At 31.7% G+C, this 19,301-nt stretch carries 16 protein-coding genes and 2 pseudogenes; 4 read left to right on the top strand and 14 right to left on the bottom strand.

The window, feature by feature from the left end:
• Window positions 1-52 precede the first annotated feature (52 nt).
• Complete coding sequence (locus AC0L3M_RS03670; RefSeq protein ID WP_145001636.1) at window positions 53-898, top strand: UDP-2,3-diacylglucosamine diphosphatase; 846 nt, start codon at window positions 53-55, stop codon at window positions 896-898.
• 56 nt (window positions 899-954) lie between these two features.
• Window positions 955-1,794, top strand: coding sequence for a hypothetical protein (locus tag AC0L3M_RS03665; RefSeq protein WP_473431873.1), 840 nt, complete (start codon window positions 955-957; stop codon window positions 1,792-1,794).
• Here the strand turns inward: AC0L3M_RS03665 and AC0L3M_RS03660 are convergent.
• Window positions 1,795-4,682: pseudogene (locus tag AC0L3M_RS03660) on the bottom strand (FAD-binding and (Fe-S)-binding domain-containing protein).
• 160 nt (window positions 4,683-4,842) lie between these two features.
• Here AC0L3M_RS03660 and AC0L3M_RS03655 point away from each other — a divergent pair.
• Both AC0L3M_RS03655 and AC0L3M_RS03650 read left to right on the top strand, forming a co-directional pair.
• Window positions 4,843-6,429, top strand: a complete 1,587-nt coding sequence (locus AC0L3M_RS03655) for an OmpA family protein (protein ID WP_473431872.1) — start codon at window positions 4,843-4,845, stop codon at window positions 6,427-6,429.
• Window positions 6,430-6,610: 181 nt separating this feature from the next.
• On the top strand, window positions 6,611-7,087 hold the full coding sequence (locus AC0L3M_RS03650) for a hypothetical protein (protein ID WP_473431871.1): 477 nt from the start codon (window positions 6,611-6,613) through the stop codon (window positions 7,085-7,087).
• 58 nt (window positions 7,088-7,145) lie between these two features.
• Here AC0L3M_RS03650 and bshA read toward each other — a convergent pair whose 3' ends face one another.
• The 13 genes and pseudogenes from bshA to AC0L3M_RS03585 all read right to left on the bottom strand — a co-directional run bounded on the left by bshA (window position 7,146) and on the right by AC0L3M_RS03585 (window position 19,279).
• A complete protein-coding gene (gene bshA / locus AC0L3M_RS03645) occupies window positions 7,146-8,285 on the bottom strand; it encodes an N-acetyl-alpha-D-glucosaminyl L-malate synthase BshA (protein WP_473431870.1) in 1,140 nt (379 codons plus the stop codon).
• 53 nt (window positions 8,286-8,338) lie between these two features.
• Window positions 8,339-11,212 carry a glycoside hydrolase family 3 N-terminal domain-containing protein gene (locus tag AC0L3M_RS03640; protein WP_473431869.1) on the bottom strand — a complete coding sequence of 958 codons (2,874 nt, stop codon included), beginning with the start codon at window positions 11,210-11,212 and terminating at the stop codon, window positions 8,339-8,341.
• Window positions 11,213-11,403: 191 nt separating this feature from the next.
• Window positions 11,404-12,777, bottom strand: coding sequence for a DUF3570 domain-containing protein (locus AC0L3M_RS03635; protein ID WP_473431868.1), 1,374 nt, complete (start codon window positions 12,775-12,777; stop codon window positions 11,404-11,406).
• Window positions 12,778-12,787: 10 nt separating this feature from the next.
• Window positions 12,788-12,999: pseudogene (locus AC0L3M_RS03630) on the bottom strand (DUF4266 domain-containing protein).
• Window positions 12,992-13,981 (bottom strand): FAD:protein FMN transferase, encoded by a 990-nt coding sequence (locus AC0L3M_RS03625; RefSeq protein WP_473431867.1) that lies wholly within the window; start codon window positions 13,979-13,981, stop codon window positions 12,992-12,994. Before AC0L3M_RS03625 ends, AC0L3M_RS03630 begins: the two are co-directional and overlap by 8 nt.
• Window positions 13,971-14,411 (bottom strand): thioredoxin family protein, encoded by a 441-nt coding sequence (locus tag AC0L3M_RS03620; RefSeq protein ID WP_473431866.1) that lies wholly within the window; start codon window positions 14,409-14,411, stop codon window positions 13,971-13,973. Before AC0L3M_RS03620 ends, AC0L3M_RS03625 begins: the two co-directional genes overlap by 11 nt.
• A 192-nt stretch (window positions 14,412-14,603) precedes the next feature.
• Window positions 14,604-15,089 carry an ABC transporter ATPase gene (locus tag AC0L3M_RS03615; protein WP_473431865.1) on the bottom strand — a complete coding sequence of 162 codons (486 nt, stop codon included), beginning with the start codon at window positions 15,087-15,089 and terminating at the stop codon, window positions 14,604-14,606.
• 13 nt (window positions 15,090-15,102) lie between these two features.
• Window positions 15,103-16,326: a phosphoserine phosphatase SerB gene (gene serB / locus AC0L3M_RS03610; protein WP_473431864.1), complete on the bottom strand. Its 1,224-nt coding sequence runs from the start codon at window positions 16,324-16,326 to the stop codon at window positions 15,103-15,105.
• A 31-nt stretch (window positions 16,327-16,357) separates the two neighbouring features.
• On the bottom strand, window positions 16,358-16,549 hold the full coding sequence (locus tag AC0L3M_RS03605) for a hypothetical protein (protein WP_292945685.1): 192 nt from the start codon (window positions 16,547-16,549) through the stop codon (window positions 16,358-16,360).
• Window positions 16,549-17,340 (bottom strand): (Fe-S)-binding protein, encoded by a 792-nt coding sequence (locus AC0L3M_RS03600; RefSeq protein ID WP_473431863.1) that lies wholly within the window; start codon window positions 17,338-17,340, stop codon window positions 16,549-16,551. The genes AC0L3M_RS03605 and AC0L3M_RS03600 overlap by 1 nt, the downstream gene beginning before the upstream one ends.
• A gap of 8 nt (window positions 17,341-17,348) precedes the next feature.
• On the bottom strand, window positions 17,349-17,666 hold the full coding sequence (locus AC0L3M_RS03595) for a hypothetical protein (protein ID WP_292945691.1): 318 nt from the start codon (window positions 17,664-17,666) through the stop codon (window positions 17,349-17,351).
• Window positions 17,667-17,675: 9 nt separating this feature from the next.
• Window positions 17,676-17,858: a hypothetical protein gene (locus AC0L3M_RS03590; protein ID WP_473431862.1), complete on the bottom strand. Its 183-nt coding sequence runs from the start codon at window positions 17,856-17,858 to the stop codon at window positions 17,676-17,678.
• A 107-nt stretch (window positions 17,859-17,965) separates the two neighbouring features.
• Window positions 17,966-19,279, bottom strand: a complete 1,314-nt coding sequence (locus AC0L3M_RS03585; RefSeq protein WP_341586486.1) for a (Fe-S)-binding protein — start codon at window positions 19,277-19,279, stop codon at window positions 17,966-17,968.
• Window positions 19,280-19,301: the final 22 nt, after the last annotated feature.

Below are 19,301 nucleotides of genomic sequence, written 5' to 3'. Positions count from 1 at the left end.
GATTAACACTACAATTTGATATTTGCATTAGTAATCAAGAAACTAAACCGTATTGAAATTAAAAAGAAAAGTTGAAGTTGTAGTCATATCAGATGTCCATTTAGGTACTTATGGTTGTCATGCTAAACAATTGTTGACTTACTTAAGTAGCGTTGATCCTAAACATTTAATACTAAATGGTGATATTATAGATATCTGGCAGTTTAGCAAACGTTATTTTCCTAAATCACACATGCAAGTTATAAAAAAGATAGTGTCTTTAGCTGCAAAAGGTACCAAAGTGACTTATATAACTGGTAATCATGATGAAATGCTGAGAAAATTTACAGACTCAGAGATTGGAAATATATCCATTGTCAACAAATTGGTACTAGAATTAGACGGTAAAAAAGCATGGTTTTTTCATGGTGATGTTTTTGACGCGTCCATACAAAGTGCCAAATGGTTAGCTAAATTAGGCGCTTACGGTTATGACCTTTTAATATTAATTAATAAAGTCTTTAATTGGATATTGGTAACTTTAGGTAAAGAACGCTATTCGTTATCTAAAAAAATAAAAAGTAGTGTCAAAGGTGCTGTACGCTTTATTAGTAATTTTGAAAAAACTGCTACAGACTTAGCCATAGAAAATGGTTATGATTACGTTATTTGTGGTCATATCCACCAACCAAAAAATGAAATAGTTGAAACTAAAAAAGGCACCACAAACTACTTAAACTCTGGAGATTGGGTAGAAAATTTTACAGCTTTGGAGTATCAATTTAAACGTTGGAAATTATATAGATATAGTGAGGATAAATTATCTGCTTTTTTTGCTGATGAAGACATTAAAGAGATGTCAGAGCAAGAATTGATTGCAGCTATAACCATTATGAAGCCTTTTAAAACATCTAAGTAAGCGTTAATTTTGGAGTTTGTTATAGTTTGTGTTAATTTGTTAAAAATTACATACCTATGACTTTTTCTAAATTTGCATCTTTAATAATTTTAAGTATTATTTTAGTTGGCTGCTCTAGCGACTCTATCGATGATAGTCCTGCGACGTCACAACAACAATTTGAAGGCGATTTTTTTCCTTTAAACACATTAAATTCTTGGGATTATAATGTTGTAAATACCGACAATAATACTGGCTTAGATACACCAAGTGAAGATGAATTAATGGTTGAAAGCCAATCCTCAAACGGTTACACATTATCTGTTAACCAAGGTGGAATCGCTAACGGAACCATGAGTGGTATATTGACTAGTGGCGAATTATCTAGAACCCAAACGACTTTAGCTGCTAACGGTACGGTAGCTTTACCTATTGATGGTTTTGATTTTCAAATTGAACTTGACAATGCATTATTATACAATACACAAGCAAATAACGGAACGCAATTATCTATACAAACTGGGTCCTTTACACAAGATTTAGAAGGGTATCCTGTAACCATAAATTACACTTTAAAAAGTAAACAATTACAAAACTTAAATAGCCTAGATGTAAATGGTGTAACCTATAATACAGTGACGTCTTCTAATATTAGTTTAGAGTTATCTGTGACCACTGAAGTTACCATTATAGTAGCTCAAACCATTTCAATATTAGACACACAACAAGTCCTATCTGTTAATAGTTTTTATGCTGAAAATATAGGTTTAATTAAAGCAGAAGCTAATACTAATTATCAGCTAAATTCTGAAACTGCCACATTATTAAATCAATTAGGTGCAGATTTAGGCGCTTTACAAACCTCACTTTCTATTACTAATACACAAGTTATATCAGATTATAACGTATCAGAATAACTATAGCAAAGCCTTTTTTAATATAGTAACTGGATGGTATGCAACGCGTTGTGTACCATCTTTTATTTGATGCCTACAACTTGTACCATTAGCACTAATTATTGTAGTTTCAGGTGCTTTTCTTACAGCAGGAAATAATGTTTGTTCACCTACTTGCATACTTATCTCATAATGCTCTTTTTCGTAACCAAAACTACCAGCCATACCACAGCAACCACTAGGTATTATAGTTACTTTATAATTTTTTGGAAGATTTAAAACATTAAAACTATGGATTTGGTTTGATTGTGCCTTTTGATGGCAATGACCATGAAATTTAATCACTTCTGCTTCAGATGTAAATTGATCTGAAGTAATGTTTCCTATAGCAATTTCGTTAGATAAAAAGGCTTCAATTAAAAAGGTGTTTTTGGCTATTGCTTCCGCAGAAATTTTATCCTCAACTAGTCTTGGATATTCATCTTTAAAAGTTAAAATTGCTGAAGGTTCAATACCTATTAAAGGCGAATTTTTAGTGATTATATTTTTGAATAAACTAACGTTTTTTTCGGCTACTTTTTTAGCTTGATCTAATAACCCTTTAGATATAAAAGCACGTCCTGATTCCGCGTTATTAATTAGTTTAACATCATAGTTTAAAGCATATAAAAGTTGGATAGCATCTTCACCTATGTTAGCATCTAATTGATTAGTAAACTCGTCATTAAACAAATAAACTGTTTTTATTTTTTTATATACAAAAGTCTTATTTTTATATGATTGATATACTCTATCTAAAGTACTACTTGATAACAAAGGTAAACTTCTTTGTTTAGCAATTCCTAGACTTTTTTTAATTAATGATGCAGTAATCTTATTAGAAAACATAAAATTAGTGATGCCTTTTACTGGTCTACCAAATTGATTTAATTGATTATTAAATGCAAATAATTTAGTCCTAATTGAAACGCCATTTTCCTTTTGATATTGATACAAAAATTCTGCTTTTAAACTAGCAACATCTACACTACTTGGACACTCACTTGCACATGCTTTACAACTTAAACATAAATCAAAAACAGACTTTAATTCTGTGTGATTAAACTTATTTTTTTTATCAGAATTTGTTAAATATTCACGTAGTGCATTTGCTCTTGCTCTTGTTGTATCTTTTTCGTTTTTAGTTGCTCTGTAACTTGGACACATAGTACCACCAAACTCAGGTAGTTTTCTGCAATCACCAGAACCATTACATTTTTCTGCTTCTCTTAAAATACCTTCCGACTTAGAAAAATCCAGAAGAGTTGTAATTTTAGGCACCTCTTTATCTGGTTGGTATCTCAAGTTTTTATCCATAGGATAAGCATCCACAATCTTTCCTGGATTAAAAATATTTTTAGGATCAAAACTTGATTTTATTTGTCTTAATAATTGATAGTTATTACTACCAATCATAAGCTCAACAAACTCACCTCTAACAATACCATCACCATGCTCTCCACTAAAGGATCCATTATACTTTTTAACTAAATGCGCTACATCTGTTGTAATTTGCCTAAAAAGCTTAACGTCATCGGATTGTTTTAAATCTAAAATTGGACGCAAATGCAATTCTCCTGCTCCTGCGTGCGCATAATACACAGCTTTTTGGTTATAATTAGCCATTAATTGTGTGAAATCTGCTATATAATTAGCTAAATCAGGTAATGCAACAGCAGTATCCTCTATACAAGCTACTGCTTTTTTATCTCCAATCATATTACCCATTAAGCCCAAACCTGCACTTCTTAGATTATTAGCCTTATCAATTTGGTCTTCTATTAATATAGGGTAAGCATAGCTTGCTGTATTTGATTTAGATATATTAATTAAGTCATTAGCTTGTTGTTTTGCTTGCTCTAATGTTACTCCTCTAACCTCACACATAAGAATTGCTTCGGGATCACCTTGAATAAAAAACCGATTGTCTTGTTGCGTTTTATTATACTTGGTTAAGTCTAAAATGGTTTTATCCATCATTTCGCAAGTATATAAGTCATGCTCCATTACTGGCTGTACAGCATTTAAACACTCTTTAATAGAATTAAAATGCATAGCAACCATAATCCTATTTGCAAGAGGTAAATCATCTAATTGTAATGTTATTTGCGTAGTAAAAGCTAAGGTACCTTCGCTTCCTGCAAGTAATTTACAAATGTTAAACGTTTCATCTTTGATTAATTCATCAATTGCATAACCTGTATTACGTCTATGGATTTCTGGTTTTGGAAAGTGCTTTATTATTTCCGCTTTAGCGTTATCATTAAATAAATTGCTTTGTAATTGTCTATATATTTGCCCTTCTAAAGTATCAAGTTTTAATTTTTCTTTGATACTAGTTTTAGTAAGTCCTTTAAAGGTAACTAAGCTACCATCACTTAACACCGTTTGTAACTCTAGCACTTTATCTCTGGTAACTCCATATTTTATTGATGTCGTACCTGACGAATTATTACCAACCATTCCACCAATCATACAACGATTTGAGGTTGATGTATTTGGACCAAAAAACAATCCAAAAGGTTTTAGATAATTATTTAAATGGTCGCGAACCACTCCTGGTTGCACAGTTACCGTTTTGTTTTTTTGTCAAAAGAAACAATAGCGTTAAAATATTTGGATACATCTACTATTATACCTTCTCCAACACATTGTCCTGCTAGAGATGTACCTGCAGTCCTAGGTATTAATGCTGTTTTATTTTGTGTAGCAAACTTTATTAGCAATTTTAAATCGTCACTATTTTTGGGGTAAGCTACAGCTATAGGTAGCATTCTGTAAACCGAAGCGTCTGTAGCATAAATAGATTTGGTTAAATCATCATAAAACAAATCACCTAACAAGCTGTTTTTTAGACTATTTAAATCCATAAAACTAAATAAAACTAAAATTAAGTTAAAAAAAACGGTGTTTTAGCGCATTAATAATACACTTTATCGATAACCGTTATTAAGTTATCTAACAAAAATACTAAAGCTTATTAGAAAAATATCTTTGTATTAGTAATTATTAACTTAAAACAATAAATAAATGGCAACAAATCTATTAAATCTATTTAAAGATCAATTATCTGATGATGTACTTGGTAACGTTTCTTCACTTTTAGGAGGAGAACAAAAGGACACCATCCAAAAAGGACTTATGGCTGCAGCTCCTGCTTTGTTGGGAGGAATAATGGACAAAGCCTCTTCGCCTGAAGGTGCTAAATCTATTTTTAGCATGTTAGGAGACGGAAGTACTGTTGACAACTTAGCAAGTACAATTGGAGTTGGTGGCGCACAATCGGAAGGGTTTTTAAACAAAGGATTAGATTTTGTCAAAAATATATTAGGAGAAAAAGCTTCAGGAGTTATAGACTTGGTAAGCTCTGTATCTGGAATGGGTAAAGATTCATCTTCATCTATTTTAAATGTTGCAGGTTCTGTTTTAGGAGGAGTCTTAGGAAAGCAAAAAGCTTCAGGGATGGATTTAGGAAGCTTTGTAGGTTTACTATCAAATCAAGGTAGTTTTCTTGATAAGTTTGCTCCTGCTGGATTAGCTTCATTATTAGGTCTAAGTTCATTTTCAGGAATTTCTGATAAATTAGGAAGCTTGGCTAGTGGTGCTTTAGGGTTTGCTGGCAACACTGGAAAAGCTGCTGTTGATGGTGCTGGTAAAATTATTGGTGGTGCTGCTGGAATAGCTGGAGATGCGGGAAAATCCGTTATTGGTGGTGCAGGTAAAGTTGTAGGAGGAGCTGCAGGATTAGCTGGTAATGCAGGTAAAGCTGCTTTTAGTGGAGCAAGCAAAGTTTCAGGAGCTGCTGCTAACACAGCTAATAATGCTGTGAAGTCGGGAGGATCTTTACTAAAAAAGATTTTACCTTGGGCAATCGGTATTATCGGATTGTTACTAGCTTTCTTTTTAATAAAAGGATGTGATAGTGAAAAATCTATAATGGATAATGTAAAAGATGCAGCTAATGAAACTACAGGAGCAATTAAAAATACTGCTAATGGAGTAACTGATGCTGCAGGAAACGTTGTAGATGCTGCTGGTAACGCTATTGGTAAAACAGTAGACGCAGCAGGTAATGCTGTTGATGCAGCTGGAAACACAATTGGTAATGTTGCTGGAGGAATAGTTGATGCTTCTGGAAATGTAGTCAATGCTTTTGGTGAAGCTATTGGAAACTTTTTTAGCTCTGATTTACCTAATGGAACAAAATTAAATATACCTGAAGGCGGATTTGAAGATAACTTTTTAAGCTATATCAAAGACGGAAAAATGGAACCTGGTAAATACTACGCTTTTGATAGATTATATTTTAATACAGGATCTTCATCTTTAGATGCTAATTCTATGAATCAAATTGAAAATGTAGCAGCAATTATGAAAGCTTACCCTAAAGTAAATATCTTATTTAGAGGTCACACAGACAATACTGGATCTGTAGAAGGAAACAAAAGTTTATCTGCTAGTAGAGCATTATCTGTTAAAAATACATTAGTTGAAATGGGAGTCGCTTCGGCACGTATAAATACACAAGGTATGGGATCTATTGATCCTATAGCTGACAATGCAACTGCAGAAGGACGTGCTAAAAATAGAAGAATTGATGTTTCTGTTGTAAAATAGAGAATTATAGTTAGTTAGTTTTAGTTTACTAAAGACTGATAAACACCTGTTTATCAGTCTTTTTTTTGTTAATAAAATTTATATTTTTAACAAAAAATAAGTTAACTTGATAATATATTAGAGCGTTATAATCCTTAATTGGATTTTAAACGTACATACATTAACTAATAAATTAATTAACATGAAAAAATACTTTTTATTTGCTTTTGCAATTTTTGGATTTGCAACAATTACTTACGCTCAGGATATTTCTGATAATGCTATTGGTTTACGTTTAGGAGATAGCGACGGGTTTGGAGCAGAAGTATCTTACCAACGTGCTTTAGGTGATAATAACCGATTAGAAGTAGATTTAGGATGGCGTTCTGGTAGTGCTTATGATGGTTTTAAACTTGCTGGTTTATACCAATGGGTTTGGGTATTAGATGGTGACTTTAATTGGTACGCTGGAGTTGGTGGTGGTGTTGGATCATATAGTTTTGACAATAGCGCTATTGATGATGAAACTTTTATTTTTGCTGCTGGAGATATTGGAATTGAATATAATTTTGATATCCCGTTACAATTATCTTTAGACTTTAGACCAGAATTAGGCTTTGGAGATTACAGAGATGATTTAGATTTTGATATCGCATTAGGAATCCGTTATAGATTTTAAATCAACACTTAATTCATATATAAAAAAACCACCTATTAAGGTGGTTTTTTTAATACTATTATTTTAAAACCTTACACTTGTTTAGTGTTTTTTGATAGATAGCTTCATATTGTGGTACAATCTGATGAATATCAAAAGTTTTAGCCTGCTCCTTAGCATTTGCTTTAAACTGTTTTAAAACTGAATCGTCTTTAAGTATTTTTATAGCGTTTTTACTCATACTTTCTACATCACCAACATTACTTAAATAGCCGGAAAAACCTTCTTTATTTACTTCAGGAATACCTCCTGTATTACTAGATATTACAGGTACTCCTGAAGCCATCGCTTCTAAAGCTGATAATCCAAAACTTTCGGTTTTACTTGGTAGTAAAAACAAATCGGAGAAGCAAAGTATCCTATCAATTTCATTACTATTTCCAAAAAAGACAACCTTATCGCTTATACCTAATTTTTCGCATAAACGCTCAGCAGGTTCTTTTTCTGGACCTTCACCTACCATCATTAATTTAGCAGGAATTTCTTTTTGAATATTATTAAAAATATTTATCACATCAGGAATACGCTTCACTTCTCGCATATTACTAATATGTGTAATAATTTTTTCATCATCGTTAGCCATCATTCCGCGTTGACAGTCCGTAAAATTATGACTAAACTTATTAATATCTATAAAATTAGTGACTACGTTTATTTCATTTTTAATATCAAATAAACGCAATGTATCATCTTTTAAGCTCTGCGATACTGCAGTTACAGCATCTGATTTATTAATACTAAATGTAACAGCTGGTTTATAAAACGGATGACTACCTACTAGTGTAATATCTGTTCCATGTAACGTGGTTACGATAGGTAAATAAATATCATCTTCTCTTAACATTTTTTGAGCCATGTAAGCTGCGTATGCATGTGGTATTGCATAATGTACATGTAAAACTTCTATTTGATGAAGCTTAACCATATCTACCAATTTACTAGATAATGCTAACTCATAAGGTTGATAGTGAAACAAAGGATATTCAGGTACATTAACTTCATGAAAATGAACATTATTACCTAATAACTCAAGTCTAACAGGTTGATTATATGTAATAAAGTGAATCTCGTGACCACGTTTTGACAACTCCAATCCTAACTCTGTTGCTACTACTCCACTTCCTCCAAATGTTGGATAACAAACAATTCCTATTTTCATGTAATCTTTATAGTTTTATAACTTGGTCTATATAATTCAAATAACTTTACAATTTAATCTATAATAGCTTCGTAAATTGCTGCCTGAATATTGGTTCTAATATCTTCTCTTAATAATGTATTTGGTCCTTTAGACGTTGGATAAGTCCTATTAGCCATAAATACATACACAATTTCTTGTTCCGGATCTGCCCAAGCATAAGTCCCTGTAAATCCTGAATGACCAAAACTAGTCATACTTACACAACCGCAAGTTGGTCCAGCATCTCCTAATTGTGGCTTATCAAATCCAATACCTCGTCTGTTGTTACTTTCGCAATAATAACAGGTATTAAATTTATCTAAGGTTTCATTTTTAAAGTAACGTTTACCACCATAAAAACCTTTTTGTAAGTACAACTGCATAATCTTAGCAATATCATTAGCATTACTAAATACGCCTGCATGACCACCAACACCATCTTGCATTGCTGCTCCCATATCGTGCACGTAACCTTGTACAGTTTGGTAACGGTAATAATCATCATTCTCTGAAGGTACAATTTTAGTATCACTAATTTTATCGTAAGGATTGTACATTGTATTATTAGCACCTAATGATTTATAAAAATGATCCGCAGTTAACTCATCTAAACGTTTACTATAATGAGATTCTATATATTGCTTTAAAATATAATAAGGCAAATCACTATAGCGATATTTTAATCGTGATAATAGCTCTGTATCTTTAATAATAGTATTAATGGAATCTTTATAGTCATCTCTCATGTAAAGCTCTGGAGCAATTTTTACTGTAAATCCCTTACTTCTAGTTTTTCTATAATATTTAGCCGAAGGTTTGCTGGTTTCTGGATCTAAAGTTTTGTAATAAAAAGGAATCCATGGTTTTAATTGGGCATAATGTGACAACATCTTTTTTAAAGTCACATTTTTTTTATTTGAATTTTTATAAGACGGTATAATCTCTGAAAGTTTAGTATCTAAAGACACAATACCTTGCTCTTCTAACTCCATTAATAAAGGTAATGTAGCTACAATTTTAGTTAAAGACGCGATGTCATAAATATCATCAGATTCTACTTTAGTCGAACCTTCATAAGTATGTTTACCAAAGGTTTTATTATAAATTACTTTACCTTTTCTAGCAATAACTAATTGTATTCCTGGTGTTATTTTACCATTGACAGCATAGTTGGCAATCGAGTCAATTTTTTTAAGTGCATAGCTAGACATGCCAACTCGCTCTGGTATTGAATAACCCAAACGCTCTAAAGAATTGGCTTGCTTACCATCACCAACGTTAAAAAACTCACCTGCAGAAACTGGTAAAGTTCCTTTTGCAGGAATAGCTCCAAATATTAATTGAGCCGATTTTTCTTGAGCTATTTTACTATTTTGATAACTCACAATAACGCTTTCTATATTTGTTACTGTACTTAAATCTAATAAGGCGTATGGCTTAGCAAATATATCTAGAACAACATTATTAGTTCTAGCTATTTCTTGCAACCAAACTAACTCTTTATTTGTAAATTTATAATCTTTCCATGGACTGTCATTTGACTTATGAAAACCAACGATAACGGTATTATAAGATTGAAGCTTTGTAATAAGCTCATCTAAATTATCTGCAGCAATTTCATGAACTTTAGTGTATTTTTTCAACTCTTGATAAAACGTACTTCCAGAATCATCACCTAAGTTAACATAAGCGATTTTTTTAGTTTCAAGATTTCTAAAAGGTAACTGATTAGTTGTATCTCTTGCTATGGTAATTGCATTTTCCATTAACATTTCATACAACGCATCATCTTTAATTCTATTTAAATCAGAAACTAAATTATACGTTCCAATTGGCTTGTAGTCATTTAACCCTACTTTGTATTTAGCCATTAATATCTTTTTAACAGAATGTGCTAATCGCGCTTCTGTAATTTCATTTGCATTATAAGCCTCAATAAATTTATTTATGGCAGTAGGAACATCTCCAGACATAAGCATAACGTCATTACCAGCTTTAAAAGCTGCCAAATCGATATCTCCAGGAGCACTAAAATTAGAAGCTCCTTTCATGGTTAATGCATCTGTAAAAATTAAGCCTTTAAAACCTAAACGCTCTTTTAAAATAGACGTCACTATATTTTCTGATAACGTCGAAGGGTATCCATCTCTAGATTCTAGACTTGGTATATTAAGATGAGCTACCATAACACTAGACAAACCTTCTTTTATTAGCTTTTTATAAGGATATAACTCAACCGAATCAATACGTTTTTCGTCAAAACTAACTGTTGGTAATGTTTTATGCGAGTCTGCTTCCGTATCTCCATGACCAGGAAAATGCTTTGCGTTTGCTAAAACACCAGTACTCTGCATTCCTTTCATAAAGGCTAATGCCTTATCTGTAACGTTATCTCTATCTTCTCCAAAAGATCTGTTACCAATAATAGGATTATTTGGATTAGTGTTAATATCTACAACAGGAGCAAAATTAAAATGTACACCAATACGCTTACAATGTTCACCTAACTGACGTCCTGTTTGCTCTATTAACTGATTGTTTTTAACAGCACCAAGCGTCATATTCCAAGGAAAAGCATAAGTAGAATCTAATCGCATGCTCAAACCCCATTCTGCATCCATACCAATTAACAATGGAATTTTAGCAGCAGCTTGCAACTCATTATTAAGTTTTGCTTGTCTAACAGGACCTCCTTTTGAGTAAATTAATCCTCCAATTTTGTTGTCTCTAATTAAATTTACAACATTAGTATTTTCTTGTTCTGATTGACTAGAAAACACCTGAACCATATATAATTGTCCTATTTTTTCTTCTAAAGACATGTTGTTATACAAGCTGTCAACCCATTGTTGTTGGGCTACAGGGTTTTTATCTAATAGAGGGTTAGGCGTATCTTGTGCAACCATGACACAAGTAAAACATAAAAATAAGACGAGGGATTTTAAATATTGCATATACTGAAATTGACTATTATAGTTACACTTTAATGTACAACTAAAAACTATGCCAAATTAGTATATTTATCCCTATTATTAAAAGACTTTAAGATAGATTTATTACCTAATTACAAACCGTTAATCCATAACAAATTTAAAACCTAATCCATAACAAATTTAAAACCTAATCCAAAATAATTAGCACTTAGTCCTGTATTACGTTGATAATTATTGTACTTAAAATCTATACTTTTTAATCCTAATTCCCAGATATGTGCAGAACTAAAAATATCTGTATAACTTATACCAAAACCATACTGGTTGGCACTAAATTTAGATAAATCATAATCTGATGTGTAAAACTGTTCTGTAGATAGGTTTTGCTCATAAGGTGCAAAGTAGTCTGCTTCGGTTTGATCATAATATCTAAACGATGGATATAATGTAAATTTTTGCGAAATCTTTATTGGGACTTCTATACTAGCTGTATTTGATTTAATTCCCCAATCATCAAAATAATATCTATAATAAGTTCTAACGGTAAAAACTTCATTTAAATAATAATTAAAGCGAAATCCTACAGGAATTTTTATTCTACTGTCTGGTAACCGCTCTATATCATCTGCTAATTGAAATACATCAGTATTACCTGATGATGTGTAATTAGGAATACTAGCTGCATTACCTACGTAATAATTGTCTACATCTGAAAAATATACACGTTGTAGTGGATTTGCTAACCAGCCTTGTTGATTAACAAGATCCAAAAAGACAGAAAATTGTGCGTTTTTACTAAGGATTTGAGAAAAACTTAATGATAAAGAATAGGTGTTTCTACCCTTATCCTGAATGGATTTATAATTAACTGGATTATACGCTAATGATGTGTTTCCGTTTTGATCAATTATATTTAAATTACTAAATAAACCCTGTGTTAGATTTCCATTATTATCTTCAAAAGATCTTAACTCTATTGGGTAAACAGGATTCCATGTATCTAAATACACTTTAGCACTTACACCTATTGTCGTATTTTTTTCATTAAAAAGTTTAGTCAATCCACCACCAAAACCTAATGAAAAGTAATCATACTCAGAAGCCAAAGATAGATCGGCATTCCAAATAGTATTTCTATCGTCAGAACTATGAGAGTAATCTGCATTAATATTTGCCCAAACATCACTAGCTGAGGCACCTGACGAAGTTGACCATGGTGTTGCACCATCTGAATCGTCAAAGGGATCTGTATTACTTGAAGATGCTGAAGTATATGCTGAAATTCCTGCATCTATAGTTAAAACGTCATCTTCATTTAGAGGTATACTAACGACTATGGTTGCTGTTGCATCTGTCAATTCTTCAGTACCTATACCACCTGTAACTGAGGCATTATTACCGTCTTGACTGTAATAACTTGATAAAAAATCAACCTCAGTTGTTTCTAAAACACGTTTTTTGTAAACTAATGTAGAATCTTGTTGAGACCATGCACTTCCAAAGCACAAAAACATTATAATTATTATATTATTTTTCATTTTTTGCTTATTAATTACAACCACATCCACCACCTGACTTACCTCCATTAGCACCTGAAGCACCTTCACGATAGACTTGAAAGGCTGTTTCAAAACGATCAATTTTTTTTGTGTTAATGACATATCTGGATCACTTAAATTTACTTTCTCATATTCTTTTACTACTACACACGAGCTAAACGAAAAAATAAGAGTAACTAAAATAATTGCTTTTTTAATCATGTTTTAAGTTATTTAATGCTATGTTTTTAGAGGTAATAATGGTATTGTTTTCATCAATAATAATGCACTCTACTCCTTTTAATTGATTTACAAAATCTAAACCTGTGTCTTTTCCCATAACAAATATTGAAGTCGCTAATGCATCTGCCAATTCTGCTGTTTTAGTAAAAATAGTAACACTTAAAATTCCTGTTGCAGGATACCCTGTTCTTGGATCTATAATGTGCGTGTATAAGATGTTATTAAATTTTACATATTTTTCATAATTACCAGAAGTGACAACTGCGCTATTATTAACTGGTAACCACGAGAAAATTTTTTCTTTATTTAGTGGATTTATTATGGCAACTTTCCAATCATCTCCATTAGGTTGTTTTCCCCAAGTATTTAAATCACCAGAAGCATTAATAATTCCAGAGATTACACCTTTTGATATTAGCAATGCTTTTGCTTTGTCTGCAGCATAACCTTTACCTATAGCTCCAAAACCAATTTTCATGCCTTCTAATTTTAAAAAAACTGTTTGTTGATCTTTATCTAATATTATATTTTGATAACCAACCTTATCTACTGATTTTTTGATAGCTTCTTTGGATGGCATTTCAGTCATTGTACCATCAAACTTCCATATTTGGTCCATAGATGCGTAACTAATATCAAAAGCACCATTGGTTAATTTAGAGATTTTTAAAGCTCGATCTATTAAATTAAATAACTCCAAATCAACTTTTACTGCTTTGATTCCTGAATTTTTATTAATTAAAGACGTTTGTGAATTTGGGTCCCAAGACGATATTAATTTTTCTATTCTAGAAATTTCAGAAATTGCTATATTAATAAAAGTGTCTGCTTGCTTTTGGGAGTCTGCTACTACTGTAATATCAAAACTACTTCCCATTAATTTAAGTTTCTTATTATAAGTGTCTTGGCTAAAACCAAAAACACAAAATAATAAGACGACTATTAAAATGTTAGTTTTCAAAAGCTATTAGTTTTTTGTAAAAGTCTTCAGGAGTTGATTTTTCATAACCTAAACTACCTAACACATTGCCTTTAGCGTTTAATACAAGTATGAAAGGGAAATAACCGTTTGGGTTGTATTTTTCTGCAAGCTTATTATTATGTTCTTGTAAATCTAGAGGTAATTTATTTTGTTTTCTTTTAGGAAAATCTGCCTTGAGCATTACAAAGTGATTTTTAGCTAAATTTTGAAACTGTAAAGTACTCCAAATTTCCTTGTCCAATTTAATACAAGGCGCACACCAATCAGAACCTTGAAAAACTAATATTATATTTTGATTATTTTTAGTAGCCAAACTTTTTGCCTTATCTATATCAGTATGCCAATCTTGAGCAAAAGATTGTATTGAGAATAATAGGGTAACAAATAAAATAACTTTGATTTTAGACATAACTAATTAATATAAATTTACCCATAAATAACGTGATAATTAATTGCTAATTGTGTAACATATGTTACTTTAACCTTAATTTTTAAAAAAATATTTAAATACTAATTAACTAATAATCAAACTATAATTAACAAATTTAAGTAAGTAAAATAGTTATAAAAATAAGATACCTTAAGAAATAAAAGTAAGTGATTAATTTAAAAATCTGTTGTGCCAACTTTCGCTAGCTGGTACTTCCCAACTTTCGTTTAATTCTTCAATGTTAGTAACTAAGTTATTAAATACAATTGTGTTTTTAGATACCGCTTTTTGTTTAGCCATTTTTCTAAAATCGGTTAATGTTTTGTGCGCCACAAATTCACCTTGCTTATAAGACACATTCATTTTGTCTAACAAGTCTACATTGTACTCTTTTTCTAATTGCTGAATAAACGTGACAGAAGCATCAATACTACAACCTGTTGCTTTATTTACCTCTTGGTCTAAAGCTAAAATTATAAAACGCTTATATCTAATATCATAGCTAGCTTTTAAGTCGCTACCATGAGCAGTCCAACTTTCGATAAAAATATCTAACTTAGCTTTTATCTCTTCTAATTCGGTATCCGAAAATGAGCGATTAGATTGATAAATCCATACTCTTGATGTTTCTGGTAATGTGCTAAAATCTACTAACATGTTATAATTATAGTTATTCTATTAAATCTATATGTCTGTCGTGGTATCCTAATAAATATAATACACCATCTAATCCTATACTAGAAATAGCACTTTGTGCATTATTTTTCACTTTTGGTTTGGCATGAAATGCAATCCCTAAACCTGCTAAATTTAGCATAGGCAAATCATTAGCTCCATCTCCAACTGCAATGGTTTGACTGATATCTATGCCTTCTTTATTTGCTATATCTTGTAAATATTCGGCTTTTTTATTACCATCTACAATCTCTCCAAGATAGCCACCAGTAAGTAAACCATCTTTTATTTCTAATTGATTAGCGTATACATAATCAATACCTAATTCTTTTTGCAAATAGTGTCCAAAGTAAGTAAAACCACCAGACAAAATTGCTGTTTTAAAACCGTATTTTTTTAAAGTATCTATTAAACGTCTTGCACCTTTAGTAATTGGTAAGTTGATTGCTACGTCATGTAAAACGTCTTCACTTAACCCTTTTAATAATTGCATGCGTTGTTTAAAACTTTCGTTGAAATCAATTTCGCCTTGCATAGCAGACTCTGTAATTGCCTTTACTTCTGCTCCTACTCCTGCTAGCTCTGCAAGCTCATCAATAACTTCGGTTTGTATTAATGTTGAGTCCATATCAAAACACACCAAACGTCTGTTACGTCTATAAATATTATCTTCTTGAAACGCTATATCTACATCTAAATCATGAGAAATTTGCATAAATTTTTCTGTAAACTCCGCTTTGTTTTCAATTTTACCTCTAATGGATAGTTGTATGGATGCTCTTGGATATTCTTCTTCTTTAACTAATGAAGTACGTCCAGTTAAACGCTTGATAGCATCTATATTTAGGTTTTTTTCTGAAATAACTTTAGTCACCTCAGATATTTGTTCTGCTGTTAGTTTTTCTCCTAAAATGGTAATGATGTATCTATCTTTACCTTGTAGTCCTACCCATTTTTCGTAATCCTCTAAAGATATTGGTGTAAATTTAGCTTTAACACCTAACTCATAAGCTTTAAATAATAGATCTTTTAATACTGCTGCGGAGTTGTTACCAGATTCTATCTCAAACATAAAACCCAATGACAACGTATCGTGTATATTAGCCTGACCAATATCCAAAATTTTGGCACCATATTGCGATAAAACGTTAGTTAAACTAGAGGTTAAACCTGGTTTATCTGGTCCTGATATGTTTAAAAGAAATATCTCGTTGGTCATTATTAAACTGCTATTAAAAAGCGACTAAATGCTACTTTTTATTTAATTTCTTTTTTTCTGTTCTGTAAGACATGTAGCCATTAAATAAAGCGAATAATACAAAATGGATTATAAATTTTAAGACCGAAAAAGGCACCTCTTTATAGTAATCCCATCCAGCCATTAATAGGGCAAACACCAATCCTGAGATTAAACCTGTAAGTATAAATTTTTTGATATCCATTATAGGTCTTGTGCGTTAGCAATTAGCTCGGCAATATCCATAACCTTAATTGTGCTTTCTTTTTCTTTGACTTTTACACCATCAGACATCATAGTCATACAGTAAGGACAACCCGTTGCAATTATATCTGGATTAGTCTCTAAAGCATCTTCTGTTCTTAACTCATTAATATCTTTATCTCCTTTTTCTGGTTCTTTAAACATCTGCGCACCTCCTGCGCCACAACATAATGCTGTAGATTTGCTACGTTTCATCTCGATTAAATTTGCATTTAATACAGACAACACGTCTCTTGGTGCTAAATATTCTGAATTTGCACGACCTAAATAACATGGATCATGAAACGTGATACGTTTACCATTAAAGTTGCTATTCTCTATTTGAATAACTTTATTGTCTATTAATTGTTTGATAAATTGTGTGTGGTGTAACACCTCGTAATTACCTCCTAATTCTGGATATTCGTTTTTTAAACAATTAAATGAATGCGGATCGCAGGTTACAATACGTTTTACGTTATATGAGTTAAGTAACTCAATATTCATCATGGCTTGCATTTGAAACAAAAACTCGTTTCCTGCACGTTTTGCTATATCACCAGTTGAGCTCTCTTCTGTACCTAAAACTGCAAAATTTACTTTTGCTTTGTTTAATATTTTTACAAAAGCTTTGGTGATTTTTTTTGCTCTGTCGTCATAACTTCCTGCTGATCCAACCCAGAATAAAATATCAGGAGTTTTACCTTGGCTCATCATTTCTGCCATAGTTGGCACTATAAGTTGTTCGCTCATAATCTGTTTTATTTAATTGCTGAAAAATCGGTTTTAGCTAATCTTATATAAATGGATAAAATCTTAATTCCGTTTTCCTTTTTATTTTTTGGATCGTTTTGCTCTAAGCTTGCTAACTTTAGTGCTTGTAACCCTAATTGTTTTGTTTGTTTGTCTGTACAATAGTCGCATAATACTTTTTTAAGTTTTATGTCTTGTACTGCTCCAGACTTGTATTTTATTTGTGTTATAATTTTAAATTGAAGTGAATCTTTTTTATAATCTTGTGCGTTTAGTTGTGTTAAACTAAAACTACTGATTAGTAATATTAAAACTTTATACTTCAATTATATACGTTATATTTTTTTATGCGTTACTAATAAACCTACACCTATCCCTAAAAGCATTCCTGATATTAATCCACCTAAAAAACCAACCTTATATTTATCTAAAATTAAGAATGATAACACACCTAAAATTGTAGCTATAATGCCAATTATTAGTCTTGTTTTTGATGGTATATTTAATATCAAACTCATGTTTTGGTTTGCGTTAGCGATAGTAATGACATCCTTTTTTTGCTGCCATATATGGCAAAAAAAGATATAATGGATAGCGCGACCCTTGTGGTAACGCCCAAATTATACTACTCGTCTTTCCAGTTTAAACGGTCCATTTGGTTGTAAGGCCAAGGTGCACCATTGTTTTCTATATTGGTCATCATGTTATTTAACTCGGTTGGTGCAGCACTTTGCTCCATTACTAAGTATTGACGCATTTCCATGATAATGTTTAATGGATCAATACTAACTGGACAAGCCTCTACACAGGCGTTACAACTTGTACAAGCCCAAAGTTCTTCGGTTGTAATATAGTCGCCTAATAATTGTTTACCGTCGTCTACAAACGTCCCTTTATTGGCATCTATATTTTTACCTACTTCTTCCAGACGGTCTCTGGTATCCATCATTATTTTACGTGGTGATAGCTTTTTACCAGTTAAGTTTGCTGGACACTCACTTGTACAACGTCCACATTCTGTACACGTGTAGGCATTTAAAAGGTTTACCCATGATAAATCTTGTACATCACTTGCACCAAACTTTTCTGGCATTGCTGCTTCTGTACCTTCTGCAGGTGCTGCAAATGGATCTACGTTTGGATCCATCATTAACTTAACCTCTTTAGTTACTGTTGCATTATTTTTAAATTGTCCTTTTGGTGTTAGCTTACCATAATACGTGTTTGGAAATGCTAAAAGGATATGTAAATGCTTTGAAAAGTATAAGTAGTTTAAAAACACTAATATACCTACAATATGTATCCACCATGCTGCACGCTCTATGGTATGCAATGCTGCTTCTGATAATCCACTAAATAATGGTGCTATAAATTGACTGATTACGTTACCTGAATTATAGTCTTGAAAGACTGTATCTGTTGCATTCATTACTAAAAATAGACACATTAATACGACTTCAAAATACAATATAATATTACCATCAGACTTAGGCCAACCCTTCATCTCTGACTTCATGAAACGTTTTAGTTTAATAACGTTACGTCGCGTCCAAAAAATGATAACTGCTACTAATACTAGTACTGCCAATATCTCAAAACTTCCTATTAAAAAACCGTAAAGTGCTTCTGGAAGTAAGCTATGACCAATCCTGTGTGTACCAAATAAACCATCAATTATAATTTCTAAAACTTCGATGTTTATTATTACAAATCCTACATAAACTATAACATGTAAAAATCCAGAAATAGGACGTTTAACCATTTTGCTTTGTCCTAAAGCAATGTATGCCATGTTTTTCCAACGTTGTGATTTGTTGTCTGATACGTCAACGTCTTTACCTAGTTTTATGTTTCTGACTAATTTTTTTACATTGTTTGCAAAGTAGCCAATACCTGCAAAAAGTATTATTGCAAAAATTATGTTAGGTATGTATTCCATAGGGTTAGTTTAGTTAGTTTTA

The sequence above is a fragment of the Olleya sp. KJ81-1 genome, assembly GCF_055808135.1.
The sequence above is the reverse complement of the archived record's forward strand: the minus strand, read 5'-3'. Positions and strand labels throughout refer to the sequence as shown.

Excerpts from the sequence above, each read along its gene's own strand:
- AC0L3M_RS03665 (WP_473431873.1), top strand. The coding sequence starts at position 955 with ATGACTTTTTCTAAATTTGCATCTTTAATAATTTTAAGTATTATTTTA.
- AC0L3M_RS03655 (WP_473431872.1), top strand. The coding sequence starts at position 4,843 with ATGGCAACAAATCTATTAAATCTATTTAAAGATCAATTATCTGATGAT.
- AC0L3M_RS03650 (WP_473431871.1), top strand. The coding sequence starts at position 6,611 with ATGAAAAAATACTTTTTATTTGCTTTTGCAATTTTTGGATTTGCAACA.
- bshA (WP_473431870.1), bottom strand. The coding sequence starts at position 8,285 with ATGAAAATAGGAATTGTTTGTTATCCAACATTTGGAGGAAGTGGAGTA.
- AC0L3M_RS03640 (WP_473431869.1), bottom strand. The coding sequence starts at position 11,212 with ATGGTTGCACAAGATACGCCTAACCCTCTATTAGATAAAAACCCTGTA.
- AC0L3M_RS03635 (WP_473431868.1), bottom strand. The coding sequence starts at position 12,777 with ATGAAAAATAATATAATAATTATAATGTTTTTGTGCTTTGGAAGTGCA.
- AC0L3M_RS03620 (WP_473431866.1), bottom strand. The coding sequence starts at position 14,411 with ATGTCTAAAATCAAAGTTATTTTATTTGTTACCCTATTATTCTCAATA.
- AC0L3M_RS03615 (WP_473431865.1), bottom strand. The coding sequence starts at position 15,089 with ATGTTAGTAGATTTTAGCACATTACCAGAAACATCAAGAGTATGGATT.
- serB (WP_473431864.1), bottom strand. The coding sequence starts at position 16,326 with ATGACCAACGAGATATTTCTTTTAAACATATCAGGACCAGATAAACCA.
- AC0L3M_RS03605 (WP_292945685.1), bottom strand. The coding sequence starts at position 16,549 with ATGGATATCAAAAAATTTATACTTACAGGTTTAATCTCAGGATTGGTG.
- AC0L3M_RS03600 (WP_473431863.1), bottom strand. The coding sequence starts at position 17,340 with ATGAGCGAACAACTTATAGTGCCAACTATGGCAGAAATGATGAGCCAA.
- AC0L3M_RS03590 (WP_473431862.1), bottom strand. The coding sequence starts at position 17,858 with ATGAGTTTGATATTAAATATACCATCAAAAACAAGACTAATAATTGGC.
- AC0L3M_RS03585 (WP_341586486.1), bottom strand. The coding sequence starts at position 19,279 with ATGGAATACATACCTAACATAATTTTTGCAATAATACTTTTTGCAGGT.